Below are 16,374 nucleotides of genomic sequence, written 5' to 3'. Positions count from 1 at the left end.
GGTGGGCGTCAGCCCACCACTTTTGTTTAATCCTTTTGTTAGACATTAAAGCGAGTTCTTAGTGGCGTTTAAGAGTCCACCCGCCAGTAAAATTTCGGCCTGGCGCTTAGTGAGGTTGTGCTGAACCATTATGGGCTCGGCTTGACCTTCGATGAAGAGCGCGAAAGGCTCAGAGTTCAAAACCACTGCCCGAAGGCCGGTTAGCTTTACTTTTACTCCTTCCTCCAAACGGCTAAGATCATCTTCATTGACAAAAGTTAAGGGCAGGATGCCGAAATTAATCAGGTTAGCGCGGTGAATGCGGGCAAAGCCTTGAGCCAGGACCACCCGCACTCCCAAATACATCGGAGCGAGGGCGGCGTGTTCACGGCTGGAGCCTTGGCCGTAGTTTTGTCCTGCTATCACCATTCCCTGTCCGGCGGCGCGTGCCTTAGCCGTAAATTCCGGGTCGATTTTATGGAAGACATATTCTGAGATGGCCGGGATGTTAGAGCGGAGAGGAAGGATTTTGGAACCGGCAGGCATAATATCATCAGTGGTAATATTGTTTTCCAGCTTCAAGAGAACCGGCAGTTCGAGCGTATCCGCAAGTGCGGGAGCAAGGGGCAGGGGCTTGATGTTTGGCCCTCTTCTAATGTCCGTGTCCTTGGCAGCGGGTGGCAAAATCATAGAGTCGTCAATGCGAAAATACTCGGGCAGTTCGATCACAGGTGCCGCCCCTAGGGTACGCGGATCTGTTAAGTGTCCGGTAAGCGCGCTGGCGGCGGCTATTTCCGGGCTCGCGAGGTAGACTTTGGCATCAGCCGTACCGCTGCGGCCTTCAAAATTGCGGTTGAACGTACGCACAGACACAGCCCCGGAGGAGGGAGACTGGCCCATCCCGATACAGGGGCCACAAGCTGACTCCAAGAGACGGGCTCCGGCATCAAGCAGGTCTGTCAAAGCTCCGTTTGAGGCCAACATCGTGAGCACCTGGCGTGAACCGGGAGCGATGACCAAGCTTACGCTCGGATGAACCCGCTTACCTTTTATGATCGCAGCCACGCGCATTAAGTCACTGTAAGAGGAGTTAGTGCAGCTTCCAATGGCCACCTGATTAACCGCAATATCTGCGAGTTCACTGACCGCAATCACCCGGTCCGGGCTGTGAGGCTGCGCAACCAGAGGGACGAGCGTGGCCAGGTCAATCATAACTTCCTCATCGTAAACGGCATCTTCGTCAGCTGAGAGTTTAACCCAGTCTTCTGCTCTTCCCTGGGCTCTTAAGAAGGCCAGAGTCTGCTCATCACTGGGAAATACTGAAGCGGTCGCACCAAGCTCTGCTCCCATGTTGGTAATGGTAGCGCGTTCCGGCACCGTGAGCGAGGAAACGCCCGGTCCGGCGTATTCGATAATTTTCCCCACTCCGCCCTTGACACTAAGGCGGCGTAGAAGCTCTAAGATAATATCTTTAGCTGAAACCCAATCCGGAAGCTCCCCTTCAAGCCTAACCTGTACAACTTTCGGGTTCGGGAGATAGAAAGCCCCTCCGCCCATAGCCACCGCCACGTCGAGGCCGCCGGCACCAATCGCGAGCATCCCGATGCCTCCGCCCGTAGGAGTATGGCTGTCAGAACCTAGCAGAGTTTTGCCGGGTTTGCCGAATCGCTCTAAGTGCACTTGGTGGCAGATCCCGTTGCCCGGCCGGGAGAAGTTAACTCCAAAGCGGGCAGCAGCGCTTTGCAAAAAAACGTGGTCGTCTGCGTTTTCGAAACCGGTCTGCAACGTGTTATGATCAACGTAACTAACGGAAAGATCTGTTTTAACACGCGGAATACCCATGGCTTCGAATTGTAAATAGGCCATGGTTCCGGTGGCGTCCTGGGTCAGTGTCTGATCAATGCGGATTCCTATCTCCTCCCCAGAACCCAGGCGACCGTTGACAAGGTGTGCTTCCAAGATTTTATGCGTTAAACTTTGCCCCATTTAATACACTCCTTCTTAAAAAACAAACAAACAATTAGAATAGATAAAACACTTTTTAACTCTATCAAAAACCGCTGCCAACATCCAGAGGTACAAAGCAAGTATACAAAATTATTTATGATTACAAAAACTGACATTGTCCCCTTGACAGTGTCAAGAAGGCTGTTAAGAAGATGTATGAGTAAACGGGGCGTAGAAGGCGTCCCGTTTCTTTATTTTTTGGCTTCTAGGGATTTTCGGGTTATAATAGTGTTGAAATGGGGAATCAATATGCCTATTTACGAATTTAAGTGTTCTGACTGTGGGCAGCCTGTAAGCAAGCTCTGCCGTCTGGGGGAAACCGGGGCCAATTTAAGTTGTGCCAATTGCGGGCACACGGGGCTTAATAGACTAATCTCCGGGTTTGCCTGCCCCGGCGTAGCCGGAGGTAAGAACTGTAGTTCTAACTGCAACGGGAGCTGTGCGAGCTGCCATGCTTAACATTGTCATGGTTGAACCGGAAATCCCCCCTAATACCGGAAATGTAGCGCGTTTATGTGCAGCTACCGGTGCCACGTTGCATTTAGTAAAACCTTTGGGTTTTGAAATTAATGATAAGTATCTGAAACGGGCGGGGTTGGATTACTGGCATTTGCTTGATATCATTATCTATGAAAATTTTGCTGAGTTCGAGGAGAAAAACCCGGTCGGCCCCCGCTATCTGGCTACGACCAAAGGAGGGCGGACTCACTCTGACATTCAGTTTGAGCAAGGAGGATATTTTCTCTTTGGCAAGGAAACCAAAGGATTAGCACCGGAAATTTTAGCGAAGTACCCTGAAACAACGATCCGCCTACCGATGCGTGCTGAAGCCAGGTCCTTAAATTTGTCCAACGCTGTCGCGGTGGTAGTGTATGAGGCTTTGCGCCAGTGGAACTATCCCGGGTTGGTATAAGAGCTACGTCTGGGGTCTTTAGTTATACTTATCAAATGTACAAGTTGCAAACTAAGGGAGGTACTTTTTTGATTCCGCAAGTTGAAGTAGGCATGGTTGCCGGATCAAGCACCAACGCTTTGTCTTTCCCGCGCGATCTTAAGGTTCCGGGAGTGGAAATCCTGGAGGAAGGCCTCACCTTTGAAACTCCTTTTGGGAAATCGCCGGAGTTCGTGCATTTCTCATATGCCGGTAAAGGAGTTCTCACTTGCCGCATGCATGGCTGGCGGCAGGGAGTGACGCGCGCGCAGGCTTCGCAGCAAGTGTTTTGGGTTTTTTATGAGGCTGGGGTAAAGGTCGTTCTATCCGAGGGGGGCGTCGGCTCTGTCAACCATTTGCTCGAACCGCGTGACATAATAATTCCTCATGACTATCTCGATTTTTCCTTGCGCAAAGATGTTTCCATGGGACTTCCTTACCTGCTTACGATGAGGGAGCCGGTGTGCCCGGAATTAAGGCGGGTTTTGGCTGAAAGTGTGCAGGAAAACAAGCCGCCGCGCTATCTTTTTACCCGCGGCGTGTATGTGTGCACAGACGGGCGGCATTTTGAAAGTCCGGCAGAAGTTCAGATGTTCAAACAGCTGGGCGGGGACGTGATCGGGCAGTCCCTGTGCCCGGAAGTGTACCTGGCCCGGGAAATCGGTGCCCATTATGCAAGTGTACAGTTGGTGGTAAATTATGCGGAAGGTATAATTAAGGACTGGGAACATACTGAATTAGCAGATATTTTCTATAACCAGGCTGAGATGGCTGGGACAATTTTACTCAGTGCTCTAGCCAAAGTTCCGGATGATTTTTCCTGCTCCTGCCGCGATCTGCGCACGCCTACCATGCTGCGTGACCGGCTGAGTGAGCAGACGGAGGCTTAAATTTGCCATGAATTATGTCTTAACTTTTATTATTGCATTGGTCATTGCAACTGCAGCTACCCCTATTTCAATGATCCTGGCCAAACGCTGGAAAGCCATTGACTACCCGGGTGGTAGAAGAGTGCATAAAAGGCCGATTCCACGTTTGGGGGGGCTGGCTATTTATGCGGCTTTTTGGCTGGCTGCACTGCTTACGCAGAGATGGGATCAGTCTACCTGGGGCTTGTTCTACGGAAGCACGGTCATTCTGGTGGTCGGAGTGTGGGATGACATTCGGGGGATTGGGCCGTGGACCAAGCTCCTGTGGCAAATAGCTGCCGCCTCCATCCTTATTTTTTATGGATTTAAAATGGATCAGGTCTCCCTGCCGGTGCTTGGGAATATCAGTTTTGGGGGGTTCGGGCTGTTACTCACAGTTTTTTGGATTGTGGGCCTAGTTAATACTGTCAATATTTCTGATGGTTTGGACGGCTTGGCTGCCGGGATTTGTTTCGGGGCGGCCTTGCTGCTTTTTTGGTCTGCGGATCGCATTGGGATGGGAGGGGCTGGGAATTTAACTTTGGCTTTAGCCGGAGCGACGCTTGGCTTCTTATTTTATAATTTTTACCCGGCGCGCGTGTTTATGGGGGACTCCGGGAGCATGTTTCTGGGATATGTGATCGGTGGCATTTCGATTATGGGTTTGCTCAAAACTGCTACCATTCTCGGGTTGGTTTTTCCGCTTTTGGTTTTAGGGATGCCGCTTACCGATCTGGCTTTTGCCATTATTAGACGCAAGCTTAATGGCCGGTCGATTGCTGTCGCTGACCGCGGGCACTTGCACCACCGCCTCTTAGATGCCGGCTTGTCCCAAAGGCAGGCAGTGCTCCTGCTCTACGCCATGAGCGCTTCTTTTGGCTTAGTTGCAGTGTTGGGGGCGATCGGATCCTGGATATGGTCTATAACTTTACTGATGGCAAATTTTATTTTCCTCGTAACGATACTTATGCGGCGCACTGCCTTGTTTGGAGTACTTAGCCGCAGGCACGGAAAATAAGTGTAAGTACGCAGGAGTCAGGAGTTAGAAGTCAAAATAATATTTGAGTAATAATTTAGGGTTTTGAAAAACTCTAAAGGAATGCAAGAAGTCCTACTGACTACTGAATTCTGAATTCTGACTACTTAACACCTAATACGTTCACTCTCAAGTACCCCCGTGCATAATATGGGGCGAAGGGGGTGACACTATGGCTTTGCGGGTATTTGGCTTTTATAACGGGCTTACGGAAAAGGCAAGGGGCTACCGCTATCTTCAGCAATATGGCAGCCTGCTGGATGATATAGCGCTGTTTCAGATAGCAATTGAGGCTAATGGGGAGTTGACGGGGGCACCGAGCCGCAGGCTGATTGCCGAAGCCCATGCCCTCGGGATCAAAGTTTTTTTAGTAGTTAGCAATCTTACGCCTAGGGGAGAGTTTTCAACTTCGTTAATCAGCCGTTTAGTAAGAGAGCCGATGTTTGCCGACAAGGTCTGGCGCAACATTTATAATCTCTTGGTTGATTACAAGTGTGATGGGGTTAATTTAGATCTGGAAAAAGGTGCTCCGGGAGATCGCGCCCTATTCAGCCGCTTTATTAATACTTGGACGGCCCGTTTCAAAGGAGTAAACTATTTAGTGAGCATCGATGTTCCGGCTAAAACGTCCGAACAAAGGACAGATATCTGGAAAGGTGTTTTCGACTACCGTGCCCTGGGGCAAAGTGTTGACATGGTCATACTTATGACTTATGAGGAACATTGGCCAGGCAGTCAGCCCGGCTCAGTGGCGTCCTTGCCCTGGGTTAAGCAAGTTCTGAATTATGCACTGGCCCATATTCCGGCACAGAAGCTCTATCTTGGCTTGCCTTTATACGGGTATGACTGGGAGCGGCCCGGTAAGGCCGAGGTAATAGGATACAAACGCGCGCGTGAGCTGGCCCGCCGCTATGGGGCTCCGCTGCAGTGGGATTCTGAGCAGCACAGTACTTATTTTAAGTACGAGACTAGGGGCCAAAGGCATACAGTCTATTTTGAAGATCTGCGCAGCCTAAAGGAAAAACTTGATTTGGCGCAGCGCAAAGGGATTGGCGGGGTCGCGCTCTGGGAAATGAATTTAAGCTATCCGGAGTTTTGGGAACTGCTGCAGAATTATGTCTAAACAACCATTAATAAGGAGGTAGAGTATGCACATTGTTTTTCACGGACATGCTTGTTTTGAGATTAAAACACAAGATGGGAATATATTAATAGATCCTTTTTTAAACGGAAATCCTCAGGCTGATGTGAAGCCTGAAGATTTTACGGATTTAGCTGCTATACTTATCACCCATGGGCATGGGGATCACTTGGGAGATGCCTTGAAAATTTCCTTAAACACCGGGGCCATGATCATTTCTACATTCGAGCTTGCAGCTTATTGCCAAGGCCAGGGAGCAAAAACCCATGCAATGCACATCGGGGGGAAGTACCGTTTTCCGTTTGGAACGGTTAAGCTGACACCGGCTTGGCATGGTTCCGGTATTGAGACTGAAAAAGGCATGATCTATGGCGGCTTGGCCTGTGGATTTTTGCTCCAGCTTGAAGGGCGCTGGCTTTACCATGCAGGAGATACCGGCCTATTCAGCGATATGGAACTGATAGGGCGCAGGCATCCGCTCGAAGTGGCGCTGCTCCCAATCGGGGATAATTACGTGATGGGCCCTGATGATGCTGTGTATGCGGCCCAACTGGTGCGGGCCAAATATATCATACCCATGCACTATAATACTTTTCCTGTAATAGAGCAGGATGTAGGGGAATTTTTGACCATGCTTCAGCGCAAAGCCCCGGAAAGCAAGGGAGTAGCCCTTGTTCCGGGTGAGTATCTCGAAATATAAGCTGTTTTGAAAAACACCCGACACTTCGATATTGGTGACAGCTTCTCAATCCCGCCCTGGGGGCGGGATATTTTTTACTCAATAAGGCAAAACTCTCTAATGAGGAGATGAATGCCAAATGACTCGTAAATTATGCACAGCCAATTGTTTGTACGCCGTGGACGGGCGCTGCCGTCTGGAGCACAGGCTGGGCGAACGGCAGCAGACTTGCCCCCATTACGAAGGAGCTCATTATCATATGGAGGGGATGATGTCGCATGAATAAGCCGAAACCGCGCTTAAAGAAAACGAATCCGCTCGATCCGTTAAAAATGGAGATTGCAGCGGAGTTGGGGCTTTTAGAGCAAGTAAAAAGTAAAGGTTGGGATTCCCTGAACGCCCAGGATGCCGGGCGGATTGGGGGTCTCATGACCCAGCGGCTTAAACGCGGTTCCCACTAGGTTTTTGAATCTGTTATAGTACGAAGCCATGTTATTTATGCTATAATATTATACAGAAAGTCAAACCTGGCTGCAGATAATACATAGGTAAGTGGGGAGCGTCTTTTTTGAGTAAGACGAAGCATCAACAAATTTTAACTTTTATCGAAAACCTGAATATTGGCAGCAAAGTGTCCGTGCGTTTTATTGCTAAAGAGCTGGATGTGAGCGAGGGGACTGCCTACCGCGCGATTAAAGAAGCAGAAGCCAAAGGGCTGGTGCGTTCCATCCCTAAAGTGGGAACGATTCGCATTGAAGGGGTCAAGGAGCGGCAAATTGAGGATCTAACTTTACGCGAAGTTGCGCAAATAGTAGAAGGAGTAGTAATCTGCGGGGGGGAGTTTTTAGACAAATCCCCAAGCAAGTTTATCATTGCAGCCATGGAACTTGAAGCCATGGTGCGTTATGTGGAAAAAGGTGCGCTTTGCATTGTCGGGAACAGGCGCGATGCTCAGTTGTTAGCACTCCAATATGGAGCACCTCTTTTGATCACGGGAGGGTTAGACCCGGATAAAGAGGTTGTGAAGCTGGCCCAAGCCAAGGGGTTGCCGATCATTCAGTCCTCTTATGACACGTTTGTGGTCACGACCATGATTAACCGGGCTCTTTATGACCGCCTGATCGAGAAAGAGCTTATTTTAGTTGAGGATATCATGGTTAAAGATGTAAGTTTCTTACACACAGATGCGGCTGTTGAAGATTGGCGCGAGCTTTCGCAGCGCACAGGACACAGTCGTTTTCCGGTAGTTAATGAAGAAATGAACGTAGTAGGTGTGGTGACTGCCGTTGATGTCGCCGGAGCGGAGCTCAAAACATCCATCGTCGAGGTTATGAACCCTAATCCGTTTGTGGTGGGGCGTGATGACCCGGTAACTCACATCTCCCGCATCATGGTCTGGGAAGGCTGGGATATTGCGGCGGTAGTTGACGGGGACAAGCTGATCGGAATTATCAGTTTGCAGGATGTTATCGAAGCCTACCAACAGGTGCAGAAACAGCCTCAATTCGGGGAGACGGTAGATAATCTGATCCTGAGCGGGTTTCGCTATGTTGAAGACCCTGTGCATCTAACCATTGAAGGGGAAATTTCCCGGTTTATGGTCAATGAGTTTGGTTCAGCCGGGATCGGGGTTTTGGTTACGGTTATGAATATGGCTGGTTATATTGCCCTGCGCAAACAATACCGCCTTGACGCGATCACGGAGAACTTCACGGTTTACCAGATGCAGCCTATCTCCGTTGGCACAGTGATCAAGGCGACAGCCAAGCTTCTCTTAATAGCGAAAAAACACTGTAACCTTGAAATCGAAGTGACCTCTGGTGATGAGATTGTGGCCAAGGGTCTGATGACCGCGCGCATGGGCGAGAAAAAACTAGGGTGAGTATTCTGAATTCTGAATTCTGAATACCTGAATACAAACTAATATGTTAAAATTAGAGCTGAGCTAAATTTCGGGCCTTGACATGATCAAGGCCTTGCGTGTATTTGTTTGTTGTTTAGAGGAGTGCTTTCAATCATGTTTGTCCATTTGCATGTCCATACCGAGTACAGCCTCCTGGATGGGGCAGCCCGTATTGACAAGGTGGTTAAAAGAGCGGCAGCGCAGGGTATGACTGCCCTGGCGATTACCGACCATGGCTCAATGTACGGTGTGATTGACTTTTATAAAGCATGTAAGAAAGCCGGGATCAAGCCAATTATCGGGTGCGAGGTTTATGTAGCTCCCTTTAAGCGTACAGAGCGAACGCCGGGGCGTGATGATGCGAATTACCATCTGGTGCTTCTCGCGGAAAACGAGACCGGATACCGTAACCTAGTAAGCCTTGTGTCTGCGGCTTACATAGATGGCTTCTATTACAAACCGCGGGTAGACAAGGAGATACTGCGCCAACATGCGGCCGGGCTCATTGCGCTAAGCGGCTGTCTGGCCGGGGAAGTTGCAGAAAATTTGGTGCAGGACCGTTTTGCAGATGCCTGTAAGGCGGCGCGCGAGTATGAGGATATTTTTGACAAGGGCTCCTTCTATTTGGAACTTCAGGAGCACGGATTGGCTGACCAGAGGAAAGTTAATGCAGGGCTTTGGCGTGTGCATGAGGAAACAGGAATCCCGCTTGTGGCTACGAACGATGTTCATTATGTCAATAGGGAGGATGCTTTTGTCCAGGACGTCCTTTTATGCATTCAGACCGGGAAAACCATGGCCGATGCTTCGCGCATGAGCTTCTCCAGCCAGGATATGTTTTTGAAGTCTGAACAGGAAATGCAGCTGATGTTCGGAGAGCATCCGGAGGTTTTAGAAAATTCTGGGCGTATTGCTGAGCGCTGTATGCTTGATTTTCAATTCGGGGAGAATTATTTACCGGTGTTTCAGGCTCCCGCAGGGCTTGGCTTGGACGAATACCTTGAACAGCAGTGTTTGGAGGCTTTTCCCGTATTATACCCTCAGGCTGGGGCTAAGGAGCAAGAACGCCTGAAATATGAGCTGAATGTCATTGCCCAGACCGGTTTTTCGGGATATTTCCTTATCGTCGCAGATTTTTGCCGGTATGCGCGGGAACACGGGGTAGCTGTCGGGCCGGGTCGTGGCTCGGCGGCGGCGAGCATGGTAGCTTATCTGTTAGGAATAACGTCAGTGGAACCTCTCCGGCATGACCTTTTGTTCGAGCGCTTCCTTAATCCGGAAAGAATCAGTATGCCTGATATCGATATTGATTTTGACCCGGAAGGGCGCGAACGCGTCATCCATTACGTTACGGACAAGTATGGCTCTGACAAGGTCTGCCAGATCATTACGTTCGGAACGATGGGTGCCAAGGGTGCAATCCGGGATGTGGGCCGGGTTTTAGGCATCCCGCTCAGCCGCGTGGACAAAGTGGCTAAGGCTGTGCCCAACGACCTGGGGATGACTTTGGAAAAGGCATTGTCCCTGTCTCCGGAGCTCGCGCGCATGGTGGAAGAAGATGAAGAAATAAAACGATTGTATGAGCTGGCCCTGGCTGTAGAAGGAATGCCCCGGCACGCGTCTACCCACGCTGCAGGTGTGGTTATTGCCAAAGAGCCGCTGACGAACTACCTGCCCCTGCAAAAGACATCTGATGGTTTTCTGATGACCCAGTTCCCGATGAAGACGGTCGAGGAAATCGGACTTTTGAAAATGGACTTCCTGGGACTTAGAAACCTTACGATCCTGCGGGAGAGTGTGCGCTTGATCGAAGAGACCAGGGGCTTAAAGGTAAATTTGGAGACCCTTCCTTTGGATGATGCGGCAACTTATGCCTTGCTCTCCGCCGGCAACAGCAGCGGGGTCTTTCAGCTCGAAAGCGGCGGGATGCGGACTATTCTCAAAGACTTGAAACCTTCCTGCTTCGAGGATATTATCGCGGTGTTAGCACTTTATCGTCCCGGACCCATGGAACAGATTCCGGAGTTTATCCGGCGCAAGCATGGAGGGAAAATAACCTACCTTCATCCTAAACTGGAGCCGATTCTGAAAACGACTTATGGCATCATTGTGTATCAGGAACAGGTGATGCAGATTGCCCGGGATTTGGCCGGGTATTCTCTGGGGCGCGCCGATTTGCTCAGACGGGCCATGGGCAAAAAGAAAAAGGAAATAATGGAAGAGGAAAGGCAGAATTTTATTTACGGGCTGAAGGATGCCCAGGGCCAGGTGATCATACCCGGAGCCTTGAACATGGGGCTTACTCAAGCTGAAGCGTCAGAGATCTTTGACCTGATGGCTAAATTTGCGGAGTATGGGTTTAATAAGGGACATGCGACAGCTTATGCCGTTATTTCCTATCAGACTGCGTACCTCAAAGCCAATTATCCGGTTGAGTTTATGGCGGCCCTTTTGAGTACGGTCATGGACTCCTCTGATAAAGTTTCGTTTTATGTGCAGGAAGCGCGGCAAAGCGGGATTGAGGTTCTGGCTCCGGATGTGCAGTACAGTGTAGCCAATTTCTGTCTGGAAAACGGAAAAATTCGCTTTGGTTTAGGGGCCATCCGCAATCTCGGGCTAAATGTCATCGAGAAAATCCTTGAAGCCCGCAAGTCAGGTTCTTTTAAGTCTTTTTCCGACTTGTGCCTGAGGGTGGATACCAAGGTTCTTAATAAAAGAGTCTTGGAAAGTTTAATTCGGGCTGGTGCGCTTTCTTCTTTCTGTTCGAGGCGTCAGGGTCTCACGGTTCTGGATGAAGTGTTAGATCTGGCAAACAGGCGGCAAAAAGAACGTAATTCAGGTCAGATATCTCTCTTTGACATAGGCGCAGCAGATGATGCTGGGCTCATTGAGCTGCCAGAGGTGGAAGAGTTTACTCAGAGTGAGCTTCTCGCCATGGAAAAGGAATATTTAGGAATTTACTTAAGCGGTCATCCTCTGGCAGAGAAAATGCCTAAGATTCGAGAAATCACTAAATTTGACATCTCTACCTGCCTGGAATGGGAGGAAGACAGACCGCTTGTGTTGGGTGGGATAATTACCGCCCTCCGGCAAACTGTGACCAAAAAAGGGGAGATGATGGCTAGCTTTACACTCGAAGACTTGACCGGGGGACTTGACGTCCTAGTCTTTCCGCGCATCTATCCCCAGGTTCAAGGGTTAAGCAATGATAAGGCAGTATTTGTCAGCGGACGTTTTGTGGTGCGGGATGAGGAGAAGAAGGTCTTTGCGGAAAAGATCGTGCTCATTGATGAATATGTAGATGAATTTAAGGCGGTAAAGCAGGATCCGAAAATGATAGCGCAGCAGAGGCAAGAGCGAGCTGTGCAGAAGCAAGAGGGAATTAAAGAGCTCCCTAAGCTGTTTTTGAGGATTCCTGATGAGAACAGTGAGCTTATCCAGACTGTGTTGTCCATGCTTCAGCGTTTTCCCGGCCCCAACCCTGTGTATTTTTATTTCACGACTAATAAGAAGATAGTCAAAAGCAAAGAGGAGTTTTGGGTGAACGAAGGCATCTCTTTACAGGAAGCGTTGGGGAAAATTTTAGGTCCGGAAAATGTCGCTTGGAAGGTGGGATAACAGCATGTCGTTTAGAAAGCCGGGATAACAGGAAATCTTTGGTTAAAAGAGGATTCTGTCAATTCACGGAGAACGTATTAAAAAATATCGTCTCGAAAGGGAGATAAGAAAGTGCGTGTTGGAATTTATCCCGGAACCTTTGACCCGGTCACATACGGACATTTGGACATCCTGCAGCGGGCAGTCGATGTGTTTGACGAAGTAATCATAGCCGTAGCAGCGGACAGTAATAAATCCCCTCTCTTTTCCCTCGGAGAAAGGATGCAGCTGCTGACAGAGGCAACCCAAGAGATGCCTACCGTGAGCGTACGCGTTTTTGAAGGATTGACCGTAGAATTCGCCCGCCGTTGCGCAGCCAAGGCCATAATCCGCGGTCTCAGGGTTATGTCTGACTTTGAGTACGAATTCCAGTTAGCTTTGATGAATAAGAAGCTGGCTCCCGATATTGAAACAGTTTTTCTAGTTGCCAAAAGTGAGTTTTCTTTTATTAGTTCAAGTGCTATTAAATGGGCCGCCAGCTTACACGGAAGCGTCTCCGACCTGGTGCCGCCACATGTGGAAAAGGCCCTGATCGAGAAATATGCGACAGCGCGGATGGAATAGGGAAAAGCCCCTCCAATTGTCGCATCTTGCGCCCCGGGGCTTTCTTGCACATTGTCCTGCCCTATGATATTATGATACCGAAAAAATGGACTTGAGGTGCTTACTATGCCCGAATCTAAAGACCTAGGGAATGATTATATAGTCGTAAAAGCTCTGGAAAATGGGGTTACCATTATCGGCCTTACCCGCGGCAAAGACACCAGGTTTCATCATTCAGAGAAGCTTGATAAAGGGGAAGTAATGATAGCTCAATTCACAGAACATACTTCTGCGATCAAAATCCGCGGCCAAGCGGTACTTTACACTAAACACGGGGAGATTACTACCGGCTCTTAATTGTGGCGCTTACCATTTGCGCAAGGGGGATCAATTTAATGTGGACTGTCATTTATATTGCTCCGAATAAAGCTATTGCCGAAAAGTACAAAAAAGTTCTTACCGATGAAGGGTTACTGGTGCAACTACGCACCATTGGATCCTCCCATCTGGGGGATCATGCCTCTGTTGAGATTTTGGTAGCGGAGTCTGAAGCGGAAGAAGCTCATGAGATAATTACCACTGTAATGGGGAGCTAATATGTTTAAGGATATGTTTCGGAAACCGAAGTATGTTACGATTCCGTCGGTAACTACTCAAGCTTCCCCAAAGCAAGAGCTTCCGCAGCAGCCTGTCAGTCGACGGGAATTGCCTGACGGGTTGTGGGTAAAGTGTCCTAAATGCGGGGAAGTACTCTTTAACAAAGATCTGAAGGAAAATAATCGTGTTTGCCTGAAGTGTAACCACCACTTTAGGATTTCGGCCCGTGAGCGTTTGGAACATTTGCTTGACACCAACAGTTTCGAGGAGTGGGATAGGGAACTGCAGTCGGCGGATCCTTTGGGCTTTCCGGGCTACCGCGATAAACTTGCCGAAGCCTCTGAAAACACCGCTATGAACGAAGGAGTCTTAACCGGACATGCTGCCATTGAAGGAAACCAAGCTGTTTTAGTATTAAATGAAGGCGGTTTTATGATGGGCAGCATGGGCTCAGTGGTCGGAGAAAAAATTACCCGTGCAGTTGAGCGCGCGCTTGAACTGCGCTTGCCTGTTATCATCTTCTCCACCTCCGGTGGGGCGCGGATGCAGGAAGGGATTCTTTCGCTCTATCAAATGGCTAAGACGAGTGCTGCGCTCGCTAAACTAGCTGAAGCAGGCCTCTTATACATTTCTGTGCTGACTGACCCGACATTTGGCGGGGTGACGGCGAGTTATGCTTCTCTTGGGGACATAATCATTGCGGAGCCAGGAGCGCTGATCGGGTTTACCGGCCCCCGGATTATCAAGCAAACCATGCGTCAGGAACTTCCTCCGGGCGCTCAGACTGCGGAGTTTAATGAAAAGCACGGTTTAATTGATCTCATTGTTGAGCGGGGCCAGATGCGTCCGACTCTGGCACGTTTGCTGCGCTATCATCGGGAAGGGGCAAAGTATGGCGCAACTGTTTGAATTTGAAAAGCCGTTGATCGAACTTGAAAATAAAATTGCCGAACTGCAAAAATTCTCTCGTGAAAAAGAGATTGATCTTTCAGACGAGATTTCGACTTTGGAACGGAAACTGGAACATCTAAAAAAAACAATTTATACTGAGCTTGAGCCTTGGCAAAAGGTGATGATAGCCAGGCATTCGGAGCGTCCTAATTTTTATGACTATGTTCCTCTTTTGTTTGAGGATTTCCTGGAACTGCACGGAGACCGCTGTTTTGCCGATGATCGTTCGGTAGTGGGCGGAATTGCTGTCTTTAGGGGAATTCCTGTGACCGTGGTGGCCCACGTTAAAGGAAAAGATACCAAAGAGAATATTCAGCGCAACTTTGGCATGCCCCATCCTGAAGGATACAGGAAGGCCCTCCGCCTGATGGACCAGGCAGAAAAATTCGCCCGCCCGATTCTTGCTTTCATTGACACTCCGGGGGCCGCCTGTGACTTGGCAGCGGAAGAAAGAGGCCAGGCTGAGGCAATTGCCCGCTGTTTGATGGCTTTGGCGGGGTATCATATCCCGGTTATCAGCACGGTGATCGGGGAAGGGGGAAGCGGCGGAGCCCTTGCCTTTGGCGTTGGCAACGTAATCTTAATGCTGGAGAACGCTTTCTACACTGTCATAGCCCCGGAGAGTTGCGCTTCTATTCTTTGGAAAGATCCAGGCAAGGCACGCGAGGCTGCCACAGCCTTGAGGTTTACCTCACAGGATCTGTTTGATCTAGGAATAGTGGATGAAATCGTGCCCGAACCTTTAGGGGGAGCGCATAGAAATATTGAACAGACAGCGGAAGCGTTGGCAGTCAGGATTGCTAAGCATTTGGACGCCTTGAAGGTTCAAACGCCGGAAGAACTCAAGAACCGGCGCTATGACAAGATCAGAACGATCGGAGTGTTTGAAAGCGGACAGCCATAAAGGAAACTTACTTCAGATGGGATTTTAATCCCACCTGAAGTTTAGTTGAACTTATCCAGGGGCTTAGCGCCACTTATCTCCCACTTAAGAAGTGGGAGTCTTAGTGGCGGTTAGCCATCGGATAAAGCTATGGAAGGTGGGGATCCGGTGGCTTACGATGAATTTCAGGGACTGATCTTAGAACAGTTTAACAGGGTTTTTGGCGAACTGGCCGACATCAACGCCAAAGTTGGCGGCCTAGAAAAGCGCTTTGACGGGCTCGAAGAGAAGGTCGATGGCCTAGAGAAAAGATTTGACGGGCTCGAAGAGAAGGTCGATGGCCTAGAGAAAAGATTTGACGGGCTCGAAGAGAAGGTCGATGGCCTAGAGAAAAGATTTGACGGGCTCGAAGAGAAGGTCGATGGCTTAGAGTCTAAGATTAGTAGGAATAGTCTACTACTTGAGCGCACTGACAAAAATGTAATGTTTATTCAAGAAGGAATAATTAGTTTTCGCCAGCAAGTAGATAAAAAGTTTGATGACTTAGAAACTGGTCTAAATGATAAGATTAATGTGCTTGAATTAGTTATTAGGAATCATAGTGCGGCTGTTGATGAACTTGAAGGAGAAGTAGAAGACCTCCATAATAAGTCGAGGCATATGCAGGGGATGATGGGAATACACGAAGTCGAAATTAAGCTTATTAAAGATAAACTTAATTCTAAATGAATAATGCTTTCAACTAAAATCTCATATAAAATCTAGCTTGACTTAATCTTTTTGCGATGTTATTATATATTAGTCACGAGTTTTTGCCGAAGTGGCGGAATTGGCAGACGCGTCGGTCTCAAAAACCGATGGCTTAACGGCCGTGCCGGTTCGACCCCGGCCTTCGGCACCAGGAATTGAAGGGTTTTATGCCCATAAAGACCGACGGGAACGTGCCCAAAACGTGCCCGCCTTTTTATTTTCACATATCCAACTTACACACCCGACAAAACAGGGTAAAGTAACATTACCGAACCACGGCGGCGATATTCCGCCAGGCACACTTAATAGCATTTGGAGGCAGGCAGGGTTGAAATAAACCTGTGCCTGCCTAGTAATAAAACAAATATAATGTTAGGGGGGATTTAACTTAAATACCTTGGGATGGAAA

At 49.1% G+C, this 16,374-nt stretch carries 18 protein-coding genes and 1 tRNA gene; 18 read left to right on the top strand and 1 reads right to left on the bottom strand.

Annotation, left to right across the window (positions count from 1 at the left end):
• Positions 1-45 precede the first annotated feature (45 nt).
• Positions 46-1,965, bottom strand: coding sequence for an aconitate hydratase (locus tag ACYQ2N_RS00990; RefSeq protein ID WP_459996948.1), 1,920 nt, complete (start codon positions 1,963-1,965; stop codon positions 46-48).
• A gap of 270 nt (positions 1,966-2,235) precedes the next feature.
• Between ACYQ2N_RS00990 and ACYQ2N_RS00985 the strand changes: the two genes are divergently transcribed.
• The 18 genes from ACYQ2N_RS00985 to ACYQ2N_RS00900 all read left to right on the top strand — a co-directional run bounded on the left by ACYQ2N_RS00985 (position 2,236) and on the right by ACYQ2N_RS00900 (position 16,302).
• Positions 2,236-2,445, top strand: a complete 210-nt coding sequence (locus tag ACYQ2N_RS00985) for an FmdB family zinc ribbon protein (protein ID WP_459996946.1) — start codon at positions 2,236-2,238, stop codon at positions 2,443-2,445.
• On the top strand, positions 2,438-2,899 hold the full coding sequence (locus ACYQ2N_RS00980; protein ID WP_459996944.1) for a tRNA (cytidine(34)-2'-O)-methyltransferase: 462 nt from the start codon (positions 2,438-2,440) through the stop codon (positions 2,897-2,899). Before ACYQ2N_RS00985 ends, ACYQ2N_RS00980 begins: the two co-directional genes overlap by 8 nt.
• Positions 2,900-2,967: 68 nt before the next feature.
• Positions 2,968-3,807 (top strand): MTAP family purine nucleoside phosphorylase, encoded by an 840-nt coding sequence (locus tag ACYQ2N_RS00975; protein ID WP_459996942.1) that lies wholly within the window; start codon positions 2,968-2,970, stop codon positions 3,805-3,807.
• A gap of 7 nt (positions 3,808-3,814) precedes the next feature.
• A complete protein-coding gene (locus tag ACYQ2N_RS00970) occupies positions 3,815-4,843 on the top strand; it encodes a glycosyltransferase family 4 protein (protein WP_459996940.1) in 1,029 nt (342 codons plus the stop codon).
• Positions 4,844-5,033: 190 nt separating this feature from the next.
• Complete coding sequence (locus ACYQ2N_RS00965; protein ID WP_459996938.1) at positions 5,034-5,984, top strand: glycosyl hydrolase family 18 protein; 951 nt, start codon at positions 5,034-5,036, stop codon at positions 5,982-5,984.
• Between the two features lie 25 nt (positions 5,985-6,009).
• Positions 6,010-6,702, top strand: coding sequence for a metal-dependent hydrolase (locus ACYQ2N_RS00960; RefSeq protein WP_459996936.1), 693 nt, complete (start codon positions 6,010-6,012; stop codon positions 6,700-6,702).
• A 118-nt stretch (positions 6,703-6,820) separates the two neighbouring features.
• Positions 6,821-6,967, top strand: a complete 147-nt coding sequence (locus ACYQ2N_RS00955; protein ID WP_459996934.1) for a cleavage protein — start codon at positions 6,821-6,823, stop codon at positions 6,965-6,967.
• Entirely contained in the window at positions 6,960-7,142 is a 183-nt protein-coding gene (locus ACYQ2N_RS00950) for an alpha/beta-type small acid-soluble spore protein (RefSeq protein ID WP_459996932.1), read from the top strand. Before ACYQ2N_RS00955 ends, ACYQ2N_RS00950 begins: the two co-directional genes overlap by 8 nt.
• 107 nt (positions 7,143-7,249) lie before the next feature.
• A complete protein-coding gene (locus ACYQ2N_RS00945) occupies positions 7,250-8,563 on the top strand; it encodes a DRTGG domain-containing protein (protein ID WP_459996930.1) in 1,314 nt (437 codons plus the stop codon).
• A gap of 135 nt (positions 8,564-8,698) precedes the next feature.
• A complete protein-coding gene (locus ACYQ2N_RS00940) occupies positions 8,699-12,202 on the top strand; it encodes a DNA polymerase III subunit alpha (RefSeq protein ID WP_459996927.1) in 3,504 nt (1,167 codons plus the stop codon).
• A gap of 111 nt (positions 12,203-12,313) precedes the next feature.
• Complete coding sequence (gene coaD, locus ACYQ2N_RS00935; RefSeq protein ID WP_459996925.1) at positions 12,314-12,805, top strand: pantetheine-phosphate adenylyltransferase; 492 nt, start codon at positions 12,314-12,316, stop codon at positions 12,803-12,805.
• A 105-nt stretch (positions 12,806-12,910) separates the two neighbouring features.
• Positions 12,911-13,141, top strand: a complete 231-nt coding sequence (mtrB, locus tag ACYQ2N_RS00930; RefSeq protein ID WP_459996923.1) for a trp RNA-binding attenuation protein MtrB — start codon at positions 12,911-12,913, stop codon at positions 13,139-13,141.
• Between the two features lie 38 nt (positions 13,142-13,179).
• Complete coding sequence (locus ACYQ2N_RS00925) at positions 13,180-13,380, top strand: glutamate decarboxylase (protein WP_459996921.1); 201 nt, start codon at positions 13,180-13,182, stop codon at positions 13,378-13,380.
• 1 nt (position 13,381) lies between these two features.
• Positions 13,382-14,290: an acetyl-CoA carboxylase, carboxyltransferase subunit beta gene (accD, locus tag ACYQ2N_RS00920; RefSeq protein WP_459996919.1), complete on the top strand. Its 909-nt coding sequence runs from the start codon at positions 13,382-13,384 to the stop codon at positions 14,288-14,290.
• Positions 14,274-15,236 (top strand): acetyl-CoA carboxylase carboxyltransferase subunit alpha, encoded by a 963-nt coding sequence (locus ACYQ2N_RS00915; protein WP_459996917.1) that lies wholly within the window; start codon positions 14,274-14,276, stop codon positions 15,234-15,236. Before accD ends, ACYQ2N_RS00915 begins: the two co-directional genes overlap by 17 nt.
• A gap of 147 nt (positions 15,237-15,383) precedes the next feature.
• Positions 15,384-15,944 carry a hypothetical protein gene (locus ACYQ2N_RS00910; protein WP_459996915.1) on the top strand — a complete coding sequence of 187 codons (561 nt, stop codon included), beginning with the start codon at positions 15,384-15,386 and terminating at the stop codon, positions 15,942-15,944.
• Positions 15,945-16,029: 85 nt separating this feature from the next.
• A tRNA-Leu gene (locus tag ACYQ2N_RS00905) sits at positions 16,030-16,116 on the top strand.
• Complete coding sequence (locus tag ACYQ2N_RS00900; protein ID WP_459996912.1) at positions 16,087-16,302, top strand: type II toxin-antitoxin system HicA family toxin; 216 nt, start codon at positions 16,087-16,089, stop codon at positions 16,300-16,302. The genes ACYQ2N_RS00905 and ACYQ2N_RS00900 overlap by 30 nt, the downstream gene beginning before the upstream one ends.
• Positions 16,303-16,374: the final 72 nt, after the last annotated feature.

This window comes from Paradesulfitobacterium aromaticivorans, assembly GCF_054657415.1.
Note: the sequence above shows the minus strand (reverse complement) of the source record. Positions and strands in the feature narration are given on the sequence as shown.

Coding starts and splice junctions, on each gene's coding strand:
- ACYQ2N_RS00990 (WP_459996948.1), bottom strand. CDS start 1,965: ATGGGGCAAAGTTTAACGCATAAAATCTTGGAAGCACACCTTGTCAAC.
- ACYQ2N_RS00985 (WP_459996946.1), top strand. CDS start 2,236: ATGCCTATTTACGAATTTAAGTGTTCTGACTGTGGGCAGCCTGTAAGC.
- ACYQ2N_RS00980 (WP_459996944.1), top strand. CDS start 2,438: ATGCTTAACATTGTCATGGTTGAACCGGAAATCCCCCCTAATACCGGA.
- ACYQ2N_RS00970 (WP_459996940.1), top strand. CDS start 3,815: ATGAATTATGTCTTAACTTTTATTATTGCATTGGTCATTGCAACTGCA.
- ACYQ2N_RS00965 (WP_459996938.1), top strand. CDS start 5,034: ATGGCTTTGCGGGTATTTGGCTTTTATAACGGGCTTACGGAAAAGGCA.
- ACYQ2N_RS00960 (WP_459996936.1), top strand. CDS start 6,010: ATGCACATTGTTTTTCACGGACATGCTTGTTTTGAGATTAAAACACAA.
- ACYQ2N_RS00955 (WP_459996934.1), top strand. CDS start 6,821: ATGACTCGTAAATTATGCACAGCCAATTGTTTGTACGCCGTGGACGGG.
- ACYQ2N_RS00950 (WP_459996932.1), top strand. CDS start 6,960: ATGAATAAGCCGAAACCGCGCTTAAAGAAAACGAATCCGCTCGATCCG.
- ACYQ2N_RS00940 (WP_459996927.1), top strand. CDS start 8,699: ATGTTTGTCCATTTGCATGTCCATACCGAGTACAGCCTCCTGGATGGG.
- mtrB (WP_459996923.1), top strand. CDS start 12,911: ATGCCCGAATCTAAAGACCTAGGGAATGATTATATAGTCGTAAAAGCT.
- ACYQ2N_RS00925 (WP_459996921.1), top strand. CDS start 13,180: ATGTGGACTGTCATTTATATTGCTCCGAATAAAGCTATTGCCGAAAAG.
- accD (WP_459996919.1), top strand. CDS start 13,382: ATGTTTAAGGATATGTTTCGGAAACCGAAGTATGTTACGATTCCGTCG.
- ACYQ2N_RS00915 (WP_459996917.1), top strand. CDS start 14,274: ATGGCGCAACTGTTTGAATTTGAAAAGCCGTTGATCGAACTTGAAAAT.